At 60.6% G+C, this 17,169-nt stretch carries 13 protein-coding genes and 2 pseudogenes; 10 read left to right on the forward strand and 5 right to left on the reverse strand.

Annotated elements, in window-relative coordinates; genetic code table 11:
• Positions 1 to 299: 299 nt before the first annotated feature.
• Entirely contained in the window at positions 300 to 1,682 is a 1,383-nt protein-coding gene (locus ACIPIZ_RS00485; protein WP_064389922.1) for an aspartate aminotransferase family protein, read from the reverse strand.
• A gap of 154 nt (positions 1,683 to 1,836) precedes the next feature.
• Here ACIPIZ_RS00485 and ACIPIZ_RS00490 point away from each other — a divergent pair, with 154 nt between their 5' ends.
• Entirely contained in the window at positions 1,837 to 2,442 is a 606-nt protein-coding gene (locus ACIPIZ_RS00490; protein ID WP_253483895.1) for a TetR/AcrR family transcriptional regulator, read from the forward strand.
• Between the two features lie 15 nt (positions 2,443 to 2,457).
• On the opposite strand, the gene ACIPIZ_RS00495 is transcribed toward ACIPIZ_RS00490, so the two are convergent.
• Entirely contained in the window at positions 2,458 to 3,735 is a 1,278-nt protein-coding gene (locus tag ACIPIZ_RS00495; RefSeq protein ID WP_401163270.1) for an OmpP1/FadL family transporter, read from the reverse strand.
• Positions 3,736 to 3,867: 132 nt separating this feature from the next.
• On the opposite strand from ACIPIZ_RS00495, the gene ACIPIZ_RS00500 reads away from it, so the two are divergent.
• From ACIPIZ_RS00500 to ACIPIZ_RS00520, 5 genes and pseudogenes are all read left to right on the forward strand, one after another.
• On the forward strand, positions 3,868 to 4,983 hold the full coding sequence (locus tag ACIPIZ_RS00500) for an AI-2E family transporter (RefSeq protein ID WP_122854750.1): 1,116 nt from the start codon (positions 3,868 to 3,870) through the stop codon (positions 4,981 to 4,983).
• Between the two features lie 96 nt (positions 4,984 to 5,079).
• Positions 5,080 to 6,693: a mechanosensitive ion channel family protein gene (locus ACIPIZ_RS00505; protein ID WP_401163272.1), complete on the forward strand. Its 1,614-nt coding sequence runs from the start codon at positions 5,080 to 5,082 to the stop codon at positions 6,691 to 6,693.
• Positions 6,694 to 6,743: 50 nt separating this feature from the next.
• Positions 6,744 to 7,001, forward strand: a pseudogene (locus tag ACIPIZ_RS00510) (aspartate-alanine antiporter); the annotation flags it as partial.
• Between the two features lie 289 nt (positions 7,002 to 7,290).
• A complete protein-coding gene (locus ACIPIZ_RS00515) occupies positions 7,291 to 8,088 on the forward strand; it encodes a DUF2092 domain-containing protein (RefSeq protein WP_105706307.1) in 798 nt (265 codons plus the stop codon).
• Position 8,089: 1 nt separating this feature from the next.
• The gene (locus ACIPIZ_RS00520) at positions 8,090 to 8,668 is read left to right on the forward strand and encodes a hypothetical protein (protein ID WP_105706309.1); all 579 of its coding nucleotides are present in this window, start codon (positions 8,090 to 8,092) and stop codon (positions 8,666 to 8,668) included.
• Here the strand turns inward: ACIPIZ_RS00520 and ACIPIZ_RS00525 are convergent, their stop codons facing one another.
• Positions 8,669 to 9,262: a hypothetical protein gene (locus tag ACIPIZ_RS00525; protein WP_064389933.1), complete on the reverse strand. Its 594-nt coding sequence runs from the start codon at positions 9,260 to 9,262 to the stop codon at positions 8,669 to 8,671. It lies immediately after the preceding gene.
• A 115-nt stretch (positions 9,263 to 9,377) separates the two neighbouring features.
• Positions 9,378 to 10,880: a glycine betaine/L-proline transporter ProP gene (gene proP, locus ACIPIZ_RS00530; RefSeq protein WP_064389934.1), complete on the reverse strand. Its 1,503-nt coding sequence runs from the start codon at positions 10,878 to 10,880 to the stop codon at positions 9,378 to 9,380.
• 168 nt (positions 10,881 to 11,048) lie between these two features.
• On the opposite strand from proP, the pseudogene ACIPIZ_RS00535 reads away from it, so the two are divergent.
• Positions 11,049 to 11,417 (forward strand): annotated as a pseudogene (locus ACIPIZ_RS00535) (DUF2252 family protein); the annotation flags it as partial.
• Between the two features lie 5 nt (positions 11,418 to 11,422).
• On the opposite strand, the gene ACIPIZ_RS00540 reads toward ACIPIZ_RS00535, so the two are convergent.
• Positions 11,423 to 12,511 (reverse strand): helix-turn-helix domain-containing protein, encoded by a 1,089-nt coding sequence (locus ACIPIZ_RS00540; protein WP_241088784.1) that lies wholly within the window; start codon positions 12,509 to 12,511, stop codon positions 11,423 to 11,425.
• Between the two features lie 47 nt (positions 12,512 to 12,558).
• On the opposite strand from ACIPIZ_RS00540, the gene ACIPIZ_RS00545 reads away from it, so the two are divergent.
• From ACIPIZ_RS00545 to ACIPIZ_RS00555, 3 genes are all read left to right on the forward strand, one after another.
• Positions 12,559 to 13,542, forward strand: coding sequence for an ABC transporter substrate-binding protein (locus ACIPIZ_RS00545; protein ID WP_401163274.1), 984 nt, complete (start codon positions 12,559 to 12,561; stop codon positions 13,540 to 13,542).
• A 61-nt stretch (positions 13,543 to 13,603) separates the two neighbouring features.
• Positions 13,604 to 14,722 (forward strand): aryl-sulfate sulfotransferase, encoded by a 1,119-nt coding sequence (locus tag ACIPIZ_RS00550; RefSeq protein WP_064389938.1) that lies wholly within the window; start codon positions 13,604 to 13,606, stop codon positions 14,720 to 14,722.
• A 161-nt stretch (positions 14,723 to 14,883) separates the two neighbouring features.
• The gene (locus ACIPIZ_RS00555) at positions 14,884 to 17,124 is read left to right on the forward strand and encodes a TonB-dependent receptor (protein WP_401164216.1); all 2,241 of its coding nucleotides are present in this window, start codon (positions 14,884 to 14,886) and stop codon (positions 17,122 to 17,124) included.
• Positions 17,125 to 17,169 lie beyond the last annotated feature (45 nt).

Consider the following 17,169-nt stretch of genomic DNA (forward strand, 5'->3'; position numbering starts at 1 on the left):
GCAGGGCTGGCTCCCACAGGGTTTTGTGTCGGTCACAAAATTCAGTGGGTAACCCAAATCATTATGGGAGCTGGCTTGCCAGCGATGGCGGTGGGGCAGTCAATGGAGGTGTTGACTGTGCTGCCTCATCGCTGGCAAGCCAGCTCCCACAGGGTTTTGTGTTGACCACTAAAATCATGTGCAGCACTGATCATTGTGGGAGCTGGCTTGCCAGCGAAAGCGGTGGGGCATTCAACATCCATGTCACAGAACCACCGCTTTCGCGAGCAGGCTCGCTCCCACAGGAGATGGAGGGTGGTTTACAGGACGCCGTACTCCCGGGCGGTACGGTCGACAGCGATGCGGGTCTTGTCGATCAGTTCGTCCAGCTCGGCGCGGGTGGCGATCAATGCCGGGGCCATGATCATTCGGCCCAGCGTCGAGCGAATGATCAAACCTTCTTCAAAACCAATCGTGCGGCAACGCCAGGCGATGTCGTTCTCGTTGGCAAAACGCTTGCGCGTCGCCTTGTCTTGCGCAAACTGCAACGCTGCCACCAGCCCCACACCCTGAATCTCGCCCACCAACGGATGGTTGCCGAATACTTCGCGCAGGCAGTTCTGCAGATACGGGCCGGTATCGTTCTTCACCTGAGTGACCACACCTTCATCGCGCAACGCCTTGAGGTTGGCAATGGCCACCGCAGCGGCAACCGGATGGCCGGAGTAGGTGAGGCCGTGAGCAAACACGCCACCTTTCTCGACCAACGCTTCAGCCATGCGCCGCGACAGAATCAAACCGCCCATGGGGATGTAGCCGGAGGTCAGGCCCTTGGCGATCGACAAGGTATCCGGTTCAAAACCGAAGGCCTGATGGGCAAACCATTCGCCGGTGCGGCCAAACCCGCCAATCACTTCGTCCGCGCACAGCAACACATCATATTTGCGGCAGATCCGCTGAATCTCCGGCCAGTAAGTCGCCGGCGGAATGATCATGCCGCCCGCGCCCTGGAACGGTTCGGCAACAAACGCGGCGACCTTGTCGGCACCCAGTTCGAGAATCTTGTCCTCCAGTTGCTGCGCAGCCTTCAGGCCGAATTGCTCCGGTGTCAGATCGCCTTCGTGGGCAAACCAATACGGCTCATCAATGTGCGCAACATCCGGGATAGTGCCGCCCATCTCATGCATGAACTTCATGCCGCCCAGTGCCGTCGCGGCGAGGGTCGAGCCGTGGTAGCCGTTCCAGCGGCCGATCATGATTTTCTTCTCGGGCTGACCCATCACCTGCCAGAACTTGCGCACGGTGCGGATCAGCACTTCGTTGGCTTCGGAGCCGGAGTTGGTGTAGATCGCGTGGCTGTAGTGCTTGGGCAGCAGACTGAAGAGCAGCTCCGACAGCTCGATCACCGCCGGGTGGGTGGTGTGGAAGAACATGTTGTAGTAGGGCAGTTGTTCCAGTTGTTTCGTCGCTGCTGCGGCCAGATCCTTGCGTCCGTATCCGAGATTGGTGCACCACAGACCGGACATTCCATCCAGATAACGATTGCCGTCGTTGTCCCACAGCGCCAGGCGATCACCGCTGACCATCACCCGCGGGCCTTCCTCGTTGAGGGCTTTCTGATCGACGAACGCGTGGATGTGGTGGGCGGCGTCGGCATCCTGATAATCACGGGTACTGCGGGTCGGATCGAATTCGGCGGACATGGCTGATCTCCAGAAATGGGCGAGTGAGTGCGTTCATACCAGCGGAGCACGGCTAATATTTGTCACTTTAAAATATTTTTGTAAAGAAAATATTTGTCGATGAAAAAAGATATCCGTAGGCTGAGCAGCATTGGCAAGGATCATCAGAGGCAACATGAGCGGACTCAGAGAGCGGCAAAAGGAACAGCGCAGGCAAGTGATCGCCGAGGCGGCGCTTGAACTGTTCAAGACCAACGGATTTGCCGCGACGACGCTGGATCAGATCGCCGTGCAGGCCGGGGTGTCCGCGCCGACGGTGGTGAATTATTTCGGCGGCAAGCAGGAAATTTTGCTCGCGTTGCTCAAACAACCCGACGAACAGGCCATGCGCGAGGCGCGGGCAAATCTGGACGATGACAGCGATCCGCTTGAAGCACTGTGCAAGTTCGAGCAGTTGATGACGGATTACCAGTTGCAAGCCATGCCAGCCTCGCTGTGGCGGGAACTGGCGCCGTTTCTGCTCACGGGCGAATTGGCCGAGGCGTTGAGCCCGTGGAATGCGGCAGTGATTGAAGAGACGAAAGCGCTGGTGGAGCACTTCCAACGGGCAGGGAAGGTGCGCGAGTCGATTGATCTCGATGTGGTCGCAACGCTGTTCAATCAATACGCGAACATGGCGTTCATTCGACTGGCAACCCAGGAAACTCCGGACAGAACCGCGCATGCGTTGCACATGCGCGGCGTCCTTAACCTGTTATGTCACGGCATGCTGGTGAGTTGAACACGGGCAAAATCTTTAAAACCGCCATGTGACGCCGCCGCCAACAATGTGCAACGCACTGTTGGGATAGCTGCCCGACAACGTCTGCCCATTGCGTTTGGTCTGCTGCACGTCCATATCGCCGAGCCAGACCAGCGTGTAATTAAGGTTAAGGTCGGTGTCTTCGGCCAGTTTGTAGCTCAGCCCGGTCGCCAGCCGCCAAGTCTCGTTCATCGGGTTGTCGACGGTGCGATCCTTGTCCTTCACGGCAGAACTGTCGTAGCCCACGCCCATGTTCCAGCGCAGTTTCGGGCTGATCTGGTTTTGCGCTCCGATCGACAGGTGCCAAGTGTCCTGGTATTTGCGGTCGATCGCCCGGGACACGTCACCGGCGGCGCTATCCACCGATACGCCGATGTCGGCAAATTCGCTCCAGTCCTGCCAGTTCACCGAGCTCAACAACGTCCACTGCTCGTTCAACTGATGGGCGATGCTCAGGGTCGCGGTCTGCGGAATGTTCATGTCGATTTCGAGTTCGTCGACGTCCAGCCTCGATAACGCCAGATTGAGCAGTGGGTTGCGCACGCCATGCACTGAAGGCGAGTCCTTGAACTCAAGCTTGACCTTGCTGGTGTAAGCCAGACCCACGGTGGTGCGCTCGTTCACCTGATAGCGCAGGCCCAGGTTGATCCCGGTGCCGATGTCGGTGTCTTTGTACTGCAACTTGCCATCCTCCTGGAACGGCGTACCGGGCAGGAAGGCGTTATTGTCGATGGCCATTTTTGTGTAGTAATAGCCATAGACCAGGCGCGGGCCGATGCCCATCGACAGGTCGTCGGTGATCTTGTAGGCGAAGGTCGGCTGCATTGAAATGCCGATCAGCGTCGATTCCTGGCTGAAATAGCGGCCGGCCCAGTCATCGTCGTATTTCACGCTCAGACCGAAGTTGCCATACATGCCGAAGCCGATACTGGCGCGGTCGTTGAGCTCATGGCTGATAAACAGACTGGTGCCCGGCAGGATCGGCAGCGGATTGCCGCCCTCGTTGCCGGAGAAATCGTTGTCGCCGTCGCGATCAAAGCCCAGACCACCGAATATGGCCTGACCGGTCAACGAAACCTGCGTGCCCTTGAGCGCGGCGATACCCGCCGGGTTGCTCATCAGCACGCTGGGATCGGTGGCCAGCGCCGCCGATCCGGCATTGGCCAGCCCCGCGCCTTCCTGTCCCGCTTCATACAGATCAATACCACCTGCCAACGCAGGACCAGATGAGCCCGCCAGCGCGAGAATAATCAGGGAATGCGTAGATTTCATCCCGGCGTCCTTATCAATGAAGATCAGCCTTCAGGTTTAGTCGCGAATTGGCCAGAGCACCAGTCGAGACGATTTGCCCGTTGTGAACTAGGCTCAGGTCGGTTCAACGCTGGCCCAATCAGGAGAGCCGAAATGGAAGACAAACCGCTGATAGCGTTCCAGAGTTCCAGAGCACTGCTGGATGTGCTCATACGTGCCGGTCTGATTACCGTGCTGGTGCTGTTCTGTTTCGACATCTTCCATCCGTTCCTCAATGTGATGCTGTGGGCGCTGATCCTGGCCATCACCTTGTATCCGCTGAATCAGAAGCTCGGCGCCAGGCTCGGTAACCGCTACGGCTGGGCCGCCATCGTACTGGTGCTGCTCGGGCTGTTGATTCTGATGGTGCCGCTGAGTCTGCTCGGCGCTTCCGTGGCTGACTCGGTGAAAGTCGGCATGCACACGCTGGAGGCGGGTTCGTTCGAAATTCCGCCACCACCGGCCAGCGTCGAGACCTGGCCGCTGATCGGTGCGCCGCTCTTCGGCATCTGGCAGCACGCTTCGCAGGATCTGAGCTGGGCTTTCAAGGAGCTGGCGCCGCACCTGAGCAGTTGGGGCAAAGTGCTGCTGCATCAGGCCGCCGGTGTCGGCGCAGGCATCGTGGTGTTTGTCGTCGCGATGATTGTCGCGGGGCTGATCATGACCCACGGCGAAAGCGGTCACCGCACCGCTGTCGCCATCACCACGCGGATCTCCGGCCCGGTGCGCGGCCCGCAGATCGCCGAACTGTGCACCTCGACCATTCGCGCTGTGGCACAAGGGGTGGTGGGTATTGCTTTCATTCAGATGCTGTTGATCGGCGTGGCGCTGGTGATCATGGGCATTCCGGCCGCCGGCATTCTGGCCCTGATGGTGTTGCTGCTAGGCATCATGCAACTGCCGGTGCTGCTGATCACCATACCGGTGGTGATTTATGTCTTTGCCCACGACGGCGTCAGTGCCGGCACCGTCATCTTTACCGTGTGGATGATCGTTGCCGGGCTTTCCGACAACGTGCTCAAACCGATGTTGCTGGGGCGCGGCGTGGCGGTGCCGATGCCGGTGGTGCTGATCGGCGCGTTGGGCGGGATGGTCACCAGTGGCATCATTGGCCTGTTCACCGGGCCGGTGATTCTGGCGGTCGGCTATGAATTGTTCATCGGCTGGGTGTATCAACCCGCCGATGTCAGCCGTGTTGTCGAAGACAGCCCAACGGAAAATCTGCCGTGACACTTATTGATTCGAGGAAATCTGACAACCGTTCATCGCTCAACTACGCTGGCTTACGTATCCCTATCTGACACTTGGGCGTAAGGAAACAGGCGCATGCGAAGCAGGCTGCTGACGGTTTGGATAGTAGTGTTTGCGGCGCTCTGGAGTGGACTCGGCTGGGCGGTCGATGACGCGGCCAAACCGGCCGGCGAGGCGGTTGAGCTGAAGGTGGCCAACCGCAGCATCATGTTGTTTCGCGCAACCATTCTGGGGGAAGCACCGGCCTCGCGGGTCAAACGGGCGAAGATGGTGATCAGCGAGGCGCTGGACGAAAACCCGACGCTGAACATCACCACCGACTCGATCCAGAACAGTTACATGGTGCTGATCGGTGACAAGCGGGCCTTTATCGTTGCGCCGCAGGATGTCGACAGCCTGGCCTATTCGTCGGTGCAACAGGCCGCCGAAGGCGCAGCGGAAAAACTGCGTCAGGTGGTCACTGAAACCCGTGAAGCGCGCAACCTGCAGATGATCCTGCGCTCACTGGGGCTGGCCGCCGTGGCCACGCTGATTTATGTTGCATTGCTGTGGTGCCTGGCGTATCTGCGCCGCAAGCTGCTGGCAAAACTCCCCGCGCTGATGGATCGCCACACCCGGGCGCTGAAAGTCGGACGGGTGCAACTGATCGATTCCAACTTCCTCTATCCCTTGGTCAGCCGTTTGCTCTTGCTGCTGCGCTGGCTGCTGATTTTGCTGTTGACCTATGAATGGCTGGGTTTCGTCCTGTCACGCTTCCCCTATACCCGGCCATGGGGCGAAAGCCTTAACAACTACCTGTTCGAGCTGGCGGGGTATTTGTTGCAAGGTATTGTTGATGCGATTCCCGGATTGGGCGTGGCGCTGGCGATTTTCTTCATTGCCCGTGGCGTGACTGCGTTTACCCGACGCATCCTGAGGCGCATGGCCATGCCCGGCACCTTCAGTTGGCTCAACCACGAAACCCTGCAACCGACTCAGCGCCTGACGGCTTTGGCAATCTGGCTGTTCGCCCTGGCAATGGCTTATCCATATCTGCCCGGCGCCGGCACCGATGCCTTCAAGGGGCTGTCGGTGTTGATCGGCCTGATGATTTCCTTGGGCGCGACCAGTGTCGTCGGGCAGGCCGCAGCCGGTCTGATCCTGACCTACACACGCACCTTGCGTCCCGGCGAGTTCGTCAGGATTGGCGACTACGAAGGCACTGTCACCGAACTGGGCATGTTCACCACACGCATCCGCACGGGGCTGGGTGAAGTGCTGACGCTGCCCAACTCGATGATCACCGGCACCGTCACCAAAAACTACTCGCGCACCGTGCAGGGCCCCGGTTATGTCGTCGATACGGTGGTGACCATCGGCTACGACACACCGTGGCGTCAGGTCGAGGCGATGCTGCTGGAAGCGGCCAAGCGCACCCCCGGCGTGCTGGAAGATCCACCGGCGCAGGTGTTCCAGACCGCGCTGGCGGATTTTTATCCCGAATACCGCCTGGTCGCGCAGGCCATCCCGAGCCAGCCACGTCCGCGCGCGGTGTTGCTGAGCATGCTCCACGCCAATATTCAGGACGTGTTCAACGAGTACGGCGTGCAGATCATGTCGCCGCACTATCTGGGCGACCCGCAACAAGACAAGTGGGTGCCAAGGGACAAGTGGTACACCGCGCCGGCTCAAGAACCGAAGGATCAGTGATCGCTGCTCAAGGGAGTTCGCCCCATGCTCGAATTTATCCTTCACGCCTTGCGCGCCACCCGGAAATCGGCGCGTTGCCGCCAGCGGCGCAGTGGGCGTTTTCCGAGTTCGGCTTGACCGCGTTTGGCGCGGTGGTGGGCTTGCTCGCTGGGCCGGCGGCGTTTGCCGCGATGAAAGAGCAGGGGTTGGCGCTATTGCTGTCCGGCGCGGTGGTAACGATTTTACCGCCGCTGGTGGCGCTGTATTTCGGCCGCTACGTGCTGCGCCTGCACCCGATGATTCTGTTTGGCGCACTGGCCGCGGGTAGACGCGTACGTGGTCATCGGTGGCCATGCGGTGCACCTGATCCTGTGCAACATAGGCCAAACCTCAGGGGGGCGGCGATCAGCCCGGACAGCCGCGCTTCATAGCAGCAGGCGCTGGCTTCGCTGGTTTGCAGGCGCGAGGTGATGTCCGGCTCGTCGAGGGTAATCATGGTTTCGACATCAGCGCGCAGGGGATTTGTGCGCATTGGCGCAGCCCGATACTGGCGTCTAGGCTGGACAGTCAGTCGCCCATTCGGGCGTCACGCCCAACGCAGGGACAGGAGCGGAACCGATGAAAGCCCCAGTCAGTATGGTCTGCCTGATGTTCACGCTGGTTCTCGCGCCGGGGGTCCGTGCCGATGATCCGCCCGCGACACCGGCCACACCCGTAACCGATGCGGCGGACGACACGCCGCTGGTCAACCCGCAGGTGGTCGACAAGCTCATCGACATGGGCGATTACCTGCGCAGCCTGGCGAAATTCCAGGTCGACGCCCAAGTCTCGCGGGACACCGTTCTGGAGTCGGGGCAGAAGATCAAGACCGAGTCGGTCAACACTCTGAAAGTGGTCGGCCATGATCGTCTGTATGCGAAAAGCGAAGGCGATGTGCGCACCCGAGAGTTCTTCTACAACGGCAAAAAACTCACCCAGTATTCGCCCTATCTGCAGTACTACACGACGGTGGACGCACCGGCGACCGTCGCGCAAACCCTGCACATGGTCGAGAACTACTATGGCGTGCAAGTGCCGATGGAGGATCTGTTTCTGTTCGGCAGCGACCAGGCGCAGATCGATGCCTTGAAAGCCGCGCTTTACGTCGGGCCGTCGATCATCAAGGGCCAGCTGTGCGACCACTTGGCGTTCCGCCAGGAGGGCATCGACTGGCAGTTGTGGCTGACCCGCTCGGACAAACCGTTGCCGTGCAAACTGGTGATCACCACCACTGACGACAAGACCTATCCCGAGTACAGCGCGGTCTACCAGTGGAACCTCAAACCGACGATTCCGGACAGCCAGTTCACCTTCAAACCGGGCAAGGGCGATGTGGCGATTGCGATGAAAAAAACCAGCGATCAGGGAGGGCAGTGACATGCACAAGTCAATGACGTGGAGTCTGTTGATCTCGCTGGCCACCGCAATGTTGTTGACCGCAGGTTTGGTCGCTGAGGCGGACGCCCGGGGGCAACGTGCCCAGGGCCATGCCCGCGCCAACGTCAACCGTGCGCCGGCGCCTCATGCGCAACGGGCACAGCGCATCAATGCGCCGCAGCGCGCCAACCATGTGAACGCCGGTAATCGGGTCAATTCGGGCAATCGGGTGAATGCCGGCAACAACGTCGGCAACCGCACCTACGTCAATAACAGCAATCGCAACGTCAACCGTGACGTCAATATCGACAACCATCGCGACGTCGACATTGATGTCGATGGGCATGGTCGTTATGGCTACGACGATCACTATCATCCGATCGCAACGGCCGCCGCCGTGACCGCGACGGTAGCGGTGACAGCGGCAGTGGTGGGCTCGATCTTCACCCCGGCGCAAATGCCCAGCAGTTGCGTGCAGGTGATTCGCTACAACGTCGCCTACATGCAGTGCGGTTCGACCTGGTACCAGCCGCAGTACCAGGGCAGCGATGTGACGTATGTGGTGGTCAACGCGCCGTGATCAGGCTTTCGGTACCCAGGGTTGCATCAGCGCGAGCATGCCGCGACCGCCTCGGCGCAACCCGGTGGCCAGGGCCAGCCACGACAGTTCGGTGACAATCACCTCACTGGCGGGCACCAGTCGGACTTCACCGGAGGTGCCGCCGGCAGGTCCGCCGTCGGGCATGAAGATCGTCAACCAGTCATCGACGCTTTCGACGATCAGGCACGGACGCCAGCCTTCGCCTTCAGCAATGATGCCGACCTTGGAGCCGTCCTCGTTTTCCAGCCCGGCGAATCGTGCGGTGGTGTCCTTGAACAACTGGTAGCCCGGCAAGTTGCTGAGCAACTTGTTTTCCGTGGCTTCCATGGCTCGCGCCGCCACTGAAGTGCGCGCCAGCAACCCGGCAAGAAAACACAGCACGATCAGGCCGATCAATGTCGCCAGACTGATCAGCGTGACGCCGGCCACGTCGTAATCCTTGAACATCGGCAGCAGCTTTTCCACCGGCCCGCGCAGCAGGTGAATGGCTTTTTCGAGCAGCACGACGATCAATACCAACGGCAGGATGAACAACAGACCACCGATGACGGTGGTCTTGATGAACTTGAACATGACGGCTCCTTGAATGACGGGCGATCCGCGTTCAAGGCTAGCTGATGCAGGCGAGGGGGAGGGCAAAGATGAAAAATGGCGAGGGAGTTTGCTCCCTCGCCACGTTGACAGCGCCTTAGTTGATCCGTGGATGCTGTTGCACCAGATCCTTGCGCTTGGCTTCCAGTGCGGCGATTTCTGCGTCGATGTCTTCGATTTTCTGCTCGATGTTGTCGTGGTGTTCTTGCAGCAATTCCTTGGCTTCCTCCAGGTCGGAAGCCGCCGGCGCTGCGCCACGCAGCGGTTTGTTGGCGGTTTCTTTCATGGTTACACCGGTGACAAGGCCGACCACGGCAATCACCATCAGGTAATAGGCCGGCATGTAGAGGTCGTTGGTGCTTTCGACCAGCCAGGCCACGGCGGTCGGGGTCAGGCCGGCGATCAGCACCGAGACGTTGAAGGCACTGGCAAGTGCGCTGTAACGAATGTGGGTCGGGAACATCGCCGGCAGGGTCGAGGCCATCACGCCGATAAAGAAGTTGAGCAGCACGGCGAGGATCAGCAGGCCGGAAAAGATCAGGCCGATACTGCCGCTGTTGATCAACATGAACGCCGGAATGGCAAACAGGAACAGGCCGATGCTGCCGACCACAATGAAGGGCTTACGGCCAATCTTGTCACTGATAAAACCAATCAACGGCTGCACAAACAACATGCCGACCATGATCGCGATGATGATCAACACGCCACGGTTTTCGCTGTAATGCAGGTTGTGCGACAGGTAACTCGGCATGTACGTCAGCAGCATGTAGTAGGTGACGTTGGTCACGGCGACCACGCCGATACAGGTCATCAGGCTGCGCCAGTGCTTGGTCGCGACTTCCTTGAACGAGACTTTCGGGCCGCCGGCGAGGCCTTCGCGGTCACCTTGTTCGAGTTTCTCGACGTGCTGTTGGAAGGCCGGGGTTTCTTCGAGGGCGTGACGCAGATAGAGGCCGATCATGCCCAGCGGCAGGGCGAGGAAGAACGGCAGACGCCAGCCCCACGATTCGAATTGCTCCTCGCCCAGCGTGGTCGAGATCAACACCACCACGCCGGCACCGAGGACGAAACCGGCAATCGAGCCAAAATCCAGCCAGCTGCCGAGGAAGCCGCGTTTGCGGTCCGGCGCATATTCGGCGACGAAGATCGATGCACCGGTGTATTCACCTCCGACCGAGAAGCCTTGAGCCATCTTTGCCAGCAACAGCAGGATCGGTGCCCAGATGCCAATCGAGGCATAGGAGGGAATCAGGCCGATGGCGAAGGTGCTCAGCGACATGATCACGATGGTCGCAGCGAGGACTTTCTGTCGTCCGTACTTGTCGCCCAGGGCACCGAAGAACAGACCGCCCAGCGGCCGGATCAGGAAGGGCACCGAGAATGTCGCCAGTGCGGCGATCATCTGCGTGCCGGGGTCGGCGCCAGGGAAGAACACTTTGCCGAGCACATAGGCGACAAAGCCGTAGACACCAAAGTCGAACCATTCCATGGCGTTGCCCAGCGCGGCGGCGGTGATCGCTTTGCGCATCTTGGCGTCGTCGACGATGGTGATGTCTTTCAAACCGATTGGCTTGACGGTTTTCTTGCGTGATTTCATCCGGGTTTTCTCTTTGCTGATCCATCTTGCCGCGTAGATGCCATCTATTTGATGGCGCGTGCTCTTTGGCTCAGATACATGAGGACACGAAATAATTCAGTGCTTGGCGCTTTTTTTCCCTGAGGAGAGTGTAGGAGCTGTCGCAAGGATTGCCTTGAGCGCGGAACTCTCGGCGTAGGCAAGGGCGATGATGAGGAATATTGCCTGCTCGACATCAAGGAAGCCGTCGGCGCCGCTGCACCTCGAGCCGCCCGATTTGTCCGCGAACTGTTGCCGCAGGACATGAAGCTGGAACTCGATCAGTTGAGTCAGCGCGATGCGATGCTCGCGGCCGGGTATCTGGCGCGGGTCGTCGGCGTCGCGCATGCCCGGCAAATGGATCTGGCTACTCGATCCGAGTGGATGGCGGATCTGCAAACCTGCCGAACCAAACGTCTGGATGCGCCGTCCTGGCTGTGGACCAGTGTCGTGCAACTGGTTGGCAATCACGAAAAAGGCTATCTGGAATACTGCCGGCGTTACGCGCTACAGCATTGACCGCGTTATTGGGCGAGACCCGCCAGCGCAATCCCCAACGGCTGACCCGCACCCGACGCGGCGGCCTTCATTTCATTGCGATAACCGTGCGGGCTGGTGCCCAAGTGCTTCTGGAAGGCGCGACGCATGCGCTCCTCGCGGCCAAAACCCGCTGTTTCGGCAATGCGCTTGATCGGTTCGCTGGTGGTTTTGAGTAATCGGGTAGCGGTCTCCAGCCGCAGGTTCTCCACCGCTTGCGCCGGGGTTTCGCCAGTGGCGGCGACATAGGCGCGGGCGAAGTGACGGGGGCTCATGCCGAACTGCTCTGCCAGCCGTTCGACGCGCAAATCACCGTTCAGATTCGCCGCAATCCACCCGTGCAGCCGGGCCAGACGCACATCCGGATCGGTGCGCAGGGCTTTCGATTGAGCATTCAGCGAAGCGCTGAGCTGCGGTTGTTCGGCATCACGCCACATAAACACCGTGAAATACCGCGCCAGTGCGAGTGCCGTGTGGGCACCGAGATCCTGTTCGACCAGGCCGAGGGCCAAGTCGATGCCTGCCGTGGCGCCTCCGCATGTCCAGAGGTTGCCATCGTGCAGATAAAGCGCGTCGGTGTGGCAGTGCACAGCGGGGTAACGCGCTTGCAGTTCGGCGGCGAATTTCCAGTGCGTCACTACTTGCCGACCATCGAGCAGGCCGGCTGCGGCCAAGGCAAAGGCACCCGTACCGATTGAACAGAGCCGACGGATATCAACGGAGCGGCGCCGCAGCCACGCGCAGGCCTCTTCGTCGGCTTCGAGGGCGGCCATGCCCGGTCCACCGGCGACGATCAGGGTGTCGATCAGCGGGACGATGTCATCGATCTGCTCCAGCGAACAGGTGGTCACGCTGATCCCGGAAATCGACATGACCTGACCGCCTCGCGGCGAGGCAATCAGCAAGCGGTACGGTGGGCTTGCGCTGTACGGCTCACCCAACACTCGCGCAATGGCGGCGAACACTTCCAGCGGCCCGGCGGCATTGAGCAGCAGCAGATCATCAAAGGCCAAAACCACCACGGTGCGTGTGTCCGCTGTGGCAGCAAAGGAGGGGTGTTTGGCATGGAGCGACACGGCGGGCCTCGACATACTGAAATCACTGCACAAATGAGCCTCCGACAATGCCGGTAAAACTTCCTGCTGCCAAGCGTCTGCTGGCGCTCCCCCTAAAAGCGCTGCTGTGCAGCGTTGCCTTGTTGTTCAGCCAAGCGCCGTTCGCCGTTGCCGAACCGTTGAAGGTCGGCGACCAAAGCGGCCTGACTCAAGCCTTGCTGCACGCCGCCGGCGAAGATCAAAACCTTGGCTATGCGCTGTCCTGGCACCCGTTTTTGGCAGGCACCACCATGCTTGAGGCGCTGAGCGCCGGTGCTATCGATGCCGGTGTGGTGGGCAACGCGCCGCCGGTGTTCGCTCAGGCGGGTGGCTTTGATGTGCGCATCATTGGCGTCGCAAGCGGTGCGCAAAACAACAATGCACTGCTGGTACCGGAAGGTTCGGCAGCCAAGCAGGTTTCCGATTTGAAAGGCCAGCGCATCGCCGTGGCCAAGGGCAGCAGCGGGCATTATTTGTTGTTGGCTGCGCTGCAACAAGCGGGCCTCACCCCACGGGAAGTGAACATCGCCTATGTCAGCCCGGTGGATGCGCAAAATGCCTTTGCCAGTGGCAAGCTCGATGGCTGGGCGGTCTGGTATCCGTTCGTTGGTCAGGCCACCTCACGTGGGGCGCGGGTTTTACTGGATGGCAGCGCATGGCCGGAAACCGGGCTGAATTTTACCGTCGCCAGCCTCAAGGCACTGGACGATCCGCAACGGGCAGCATCGTTAGGCGATCTGCTCGCCAGACTGGCCCGAGCCCAAGCGTGGGCCACCGCGAACCCGCAGGCCTGGGCCGAGGTGTTCGCGCAAACCACTCGACTCCCGGTTGCCCTGGTGCAAGAGATGCTCGCCAAACAGGCGCTGCGTTACGTGCCGATCGAACCTTCGGTCATCGCCTCCCAGCAGCATCTGGCCGACCTGTTTGCCAGCGAACACCTGATTCCGCGACCGCTGCAAGTCGAGCAGATCTTCGACGACCGCTTCAACCCGTTACTGCCGCAAAACCCATAACCCATTCAGTTCACCTTGCCGCGTTGCTCGCGGCGCGGATTCATACGCCTGGAGAAAAGTGATGCCTGCTCTCGAAACCACCACCCTCAAACGCCGCAAGACCGGGCTGATCGCAGTCGATCCTGCGCGCAGCGCTGGCGGCTACACGCTGTTCGCCCCGCAAACCGCAGACGGCAACGTGTTCCTTATCGACCTCGATGGCGAAGTCGTCCACCGCTGGAAACTGCCGCAGCGCCCCGGCCGCGACGCAGTGATCCTGCGCAACGGCAACCTCGGCTACAACGGCAACCATCCGCATTCACCCGACCTGTTTCCGGGCTGGTCGGTGTGGCACGGCGGCGCGTTCAGCGAAGTGACGCCGGACGGCGAAGTGGTTTGGGAACACACGGATCTGCTGCATCACCACGATGCGCAATGGCTGGACAACGGCCATCTGCTCTACACCACGGCCGAGCCGTTGAGTGCTGAGCTGGCCCGTCGGGTGGTCGGTGGGATTCCCGGCAGTGAGGCGCCGGGCGGGGTGATCTATGCCGATGTGGTCAAGGAAGTCGATCGTCAGGGCAATGTGGTTTGGGAATGGCGCAGCTGGGAGCATCTGCAACCGGAAGACTATCCGCTGCACGAGGCCTTCGAACGTCACCACTGGCCGATGACCAACGCAGTGACGCCGGGCCGCGACGGCAAGGTGATTCTCAGCCTGCGCAGCGTCTCTTCGGTGATTGCCATCCAACGTGGCAGCGGCGAAGTGCTGTGGCGTTTGGGTCACGATCTGGTGGCACAGCAGCATTGCCCGAGTGAACTGGAAAACGGCAACGTGCTGGTGTTCGACAACGGCATCTTCCGCCCGCACGTGAGCATGCCGCACTCGCGCATTCTCGAAATCAACCCGGCGACGCAACAGATCGAATGGCAGTACGCCGATACGCCCGGCTACGCGTTTTTCACGCCGTTCATGGGCGGCGCGCAGCGTTTGCACAACGGCAATACGCTGGTGACCGAGGCCAACTTTGGCCGCTTGTTCGAAGTCAGCCCGGCGGGAGAAGTGGTCTGGGAATACGTCAATCCGCACTTCGCCAGCTACCCCGATGCCGCCTCCCGCCGTTATCTGCCGGGGGAAAACAACGCGATCTTCCGTGCCCATCGTTATCAGCGCGCCGACCTGCCTTGGCTGCGTGACTGAGCACGCCCGAACCTCCACCGCAACGATCACGCTCACGCAGGCCACGCGCAGCGAAGTATCGACTCCTCTCGAAGAGCGGCTTCAGGCCGCTCCAGGAATCACCGATGAAACTTCTTTATTCGCGCAACGTTAGCGCTGGCGCCCTGGGTTTGTGCTCGTTAATGCCATTACTCCCGGCAACCGCCAGTGATCTGCCCAACAACAATGATGTGCTGCAAACCGTCACCGTCGAATCCCGGCGCCGCAGCGAAGACGCGCAGCAAGTGCCCACGGCGATGAGCGTGCTTGGCGCGCAAACCCTCGAGGAACAACGCCTGTATCGCCTGCAGGATTTGCAGCAGGCGATGCCCAGCGTCAACGTCGCGTTCATGCACGCCCGGCAATCGAGCCTGTCGATTCGCGGCTTGGGTAACAATCCGGCGAGCGATGGCCTGGAAGGCAGCGCCGGGATTTATCTGGACAACGTTTACCTCGGTCGCCCCGGCATGGCGGTGTTCGACCTGCTCGACGTCGAGCAGATCGAACTGCTGCGCGGCCCGCAAGGCACGTTGTTTGGCAAGAACACCACGGCAGGCGTGCTGAACATCACCACGCGCCGGCCGTCATCGACGCCGCAAGGCAGCTTCGCCAGTTCGGTGGGCGAGGACGGTTATTCGCAGAATCAGGCAAGTTTTTCCGGCCCGCTCAACGACACGCTCAGCGGTCGCATCGCCGCCTACAAAACCCACGAAAACGGCTACGTGAAAAACGAATTCGACGGCCACACCCTCGGTGGCGGCGTGCGTCAGGGCGTGCGCGGCCAACTGCTGTTTCAACCCAATGACGATTTCAATCTGCGCTGGCTCGCCGATTATCATGAAGAGGATTCCAGCGCTGGCACGCGCTCGTTGTTCAGCACCGGGCCGACCATCAACGGCTTCAACCGTTATGAGCAACGCGCCGCCGCGGTCGGGGCGACGCTGGTAGACGGGCGTCGGGTCAATCTGGACGCCGATCAGAACGTCACGGTGTTCCAGGGCGGCACGTCACTGGAGGCGAACTGGAATCTGCGCAACGATTACACACTGACCTCGATCAGCGCTTATCGCTGGTGGGATTTCACCCCGCGCAACGACGATGAGTTGAACGTTGATGTGATGCACAACGTCGGGCAATCAGCGCGGGACAAACAATACTCCCAAGAGATCAGGCTGGCCTCGCCGGTTGGCGAACACTTCGATTACGTGCTCGGCGCTTATTACTTCCGCCAGGAAATGAGCAACAAGGTCTTCACCGATTACGGCCCCCTCGCGGACACCTGGAACGGCACCCCGCAAGGCGCGCTGAACAACGTCACCAGCGTCGGCCACGGCGATGTCGACACCGACAGTTTCGCCACGTTTGCCCAAGGCACTTGGCACCTGACCCCGGTTTTGGATTTCAGCCTCGGTGTGCGCGGCACTTATGAACGCAAACTGGCGCAGGTCACGCGCAACGCTCCGGTCGGCGGAGCCGGGGTCAGCGGCGCAGCAGCGGCTGCCAGGGCAGGGCGGAGCGGTGCTTACGATTCCGGGGATCTGAGCCTTTATAGCTTCAGCCCTTCGGCGCTGGCGAGTCTCGCCTGGCATGTCAGCGATGAGGTGCTGGCGTATGCCTCGTTGTCCCACGGCGAGAAATCCGGCGGGGTCAATCTCAGTGTGGCGAGCGCGCCAGTCGCCGGGGCTGATTCGCTGTTGATCGGCAGCGAGCGGGCCAATGACGCCGAACTCGGCATAAAAACCACGCTGCTCGATCAGCGTCTGTTGCTCAATGCCAACCTGTTCTGGACCGTGGTGCACGGCTATCAGACCAACGCTTATGACGACGTCAATCTCACCAGTTACCTGACCAACGCCGGCACCGTGCGCAGCCGCGGTCTGGAACTGGACAGCAGTTGGCGGCCAATCTCGGGGCTGACGATCAACGTCAATGGCTCGTTCAACGACGTGCGCTATCTGTCTTACGACGAGGCGCCGTGCCCGGCGGAAGTCGCGCTGCGCCCAGGCGCGCCGGCCGCTTGCGATTTGAGTGGGCACGCGGTGGTCGGTGCGTCGAAATGGATCTTCAACAGCAATGCCAGTTATCAATGGAACCTGCAAAATGGCCTGCAGCCCTACGTCAATGGCAGTTACGCGTGGCGTTCCCATGCGGTCGGCACCGTCGATGATTCCCGCGAGGCGCAGTTGCCGGGTTATGGTCTGGTCAACCTGTCCGGCGGGGTGCGCGGCGATTGGGGCAAAGGCCAGTGGGACGTGTCGCTGTGGTTGAAAAACGCCTTCGACAAGACCTATTACACCACGCTGTGGAATTCACCCAACGGCGCTTACACCGGGGTGTTGGGCACCCCGCGCACAGTGGGCATGACGGCGCGATATGACTTTTGACCGGAGCAACTGCGGGTTGCCTGCATGAAATTATTTCTGTAGATT

This window comes from Pseudomonas sp. NPDC087690 (assembly GCF_044743175.1).
Lineage (GTDB): Bacteria > Pseudomonadota > Gammaproteobacteria > Pseudomonadales > Pseudomonadaceae > Aquipseudomonas.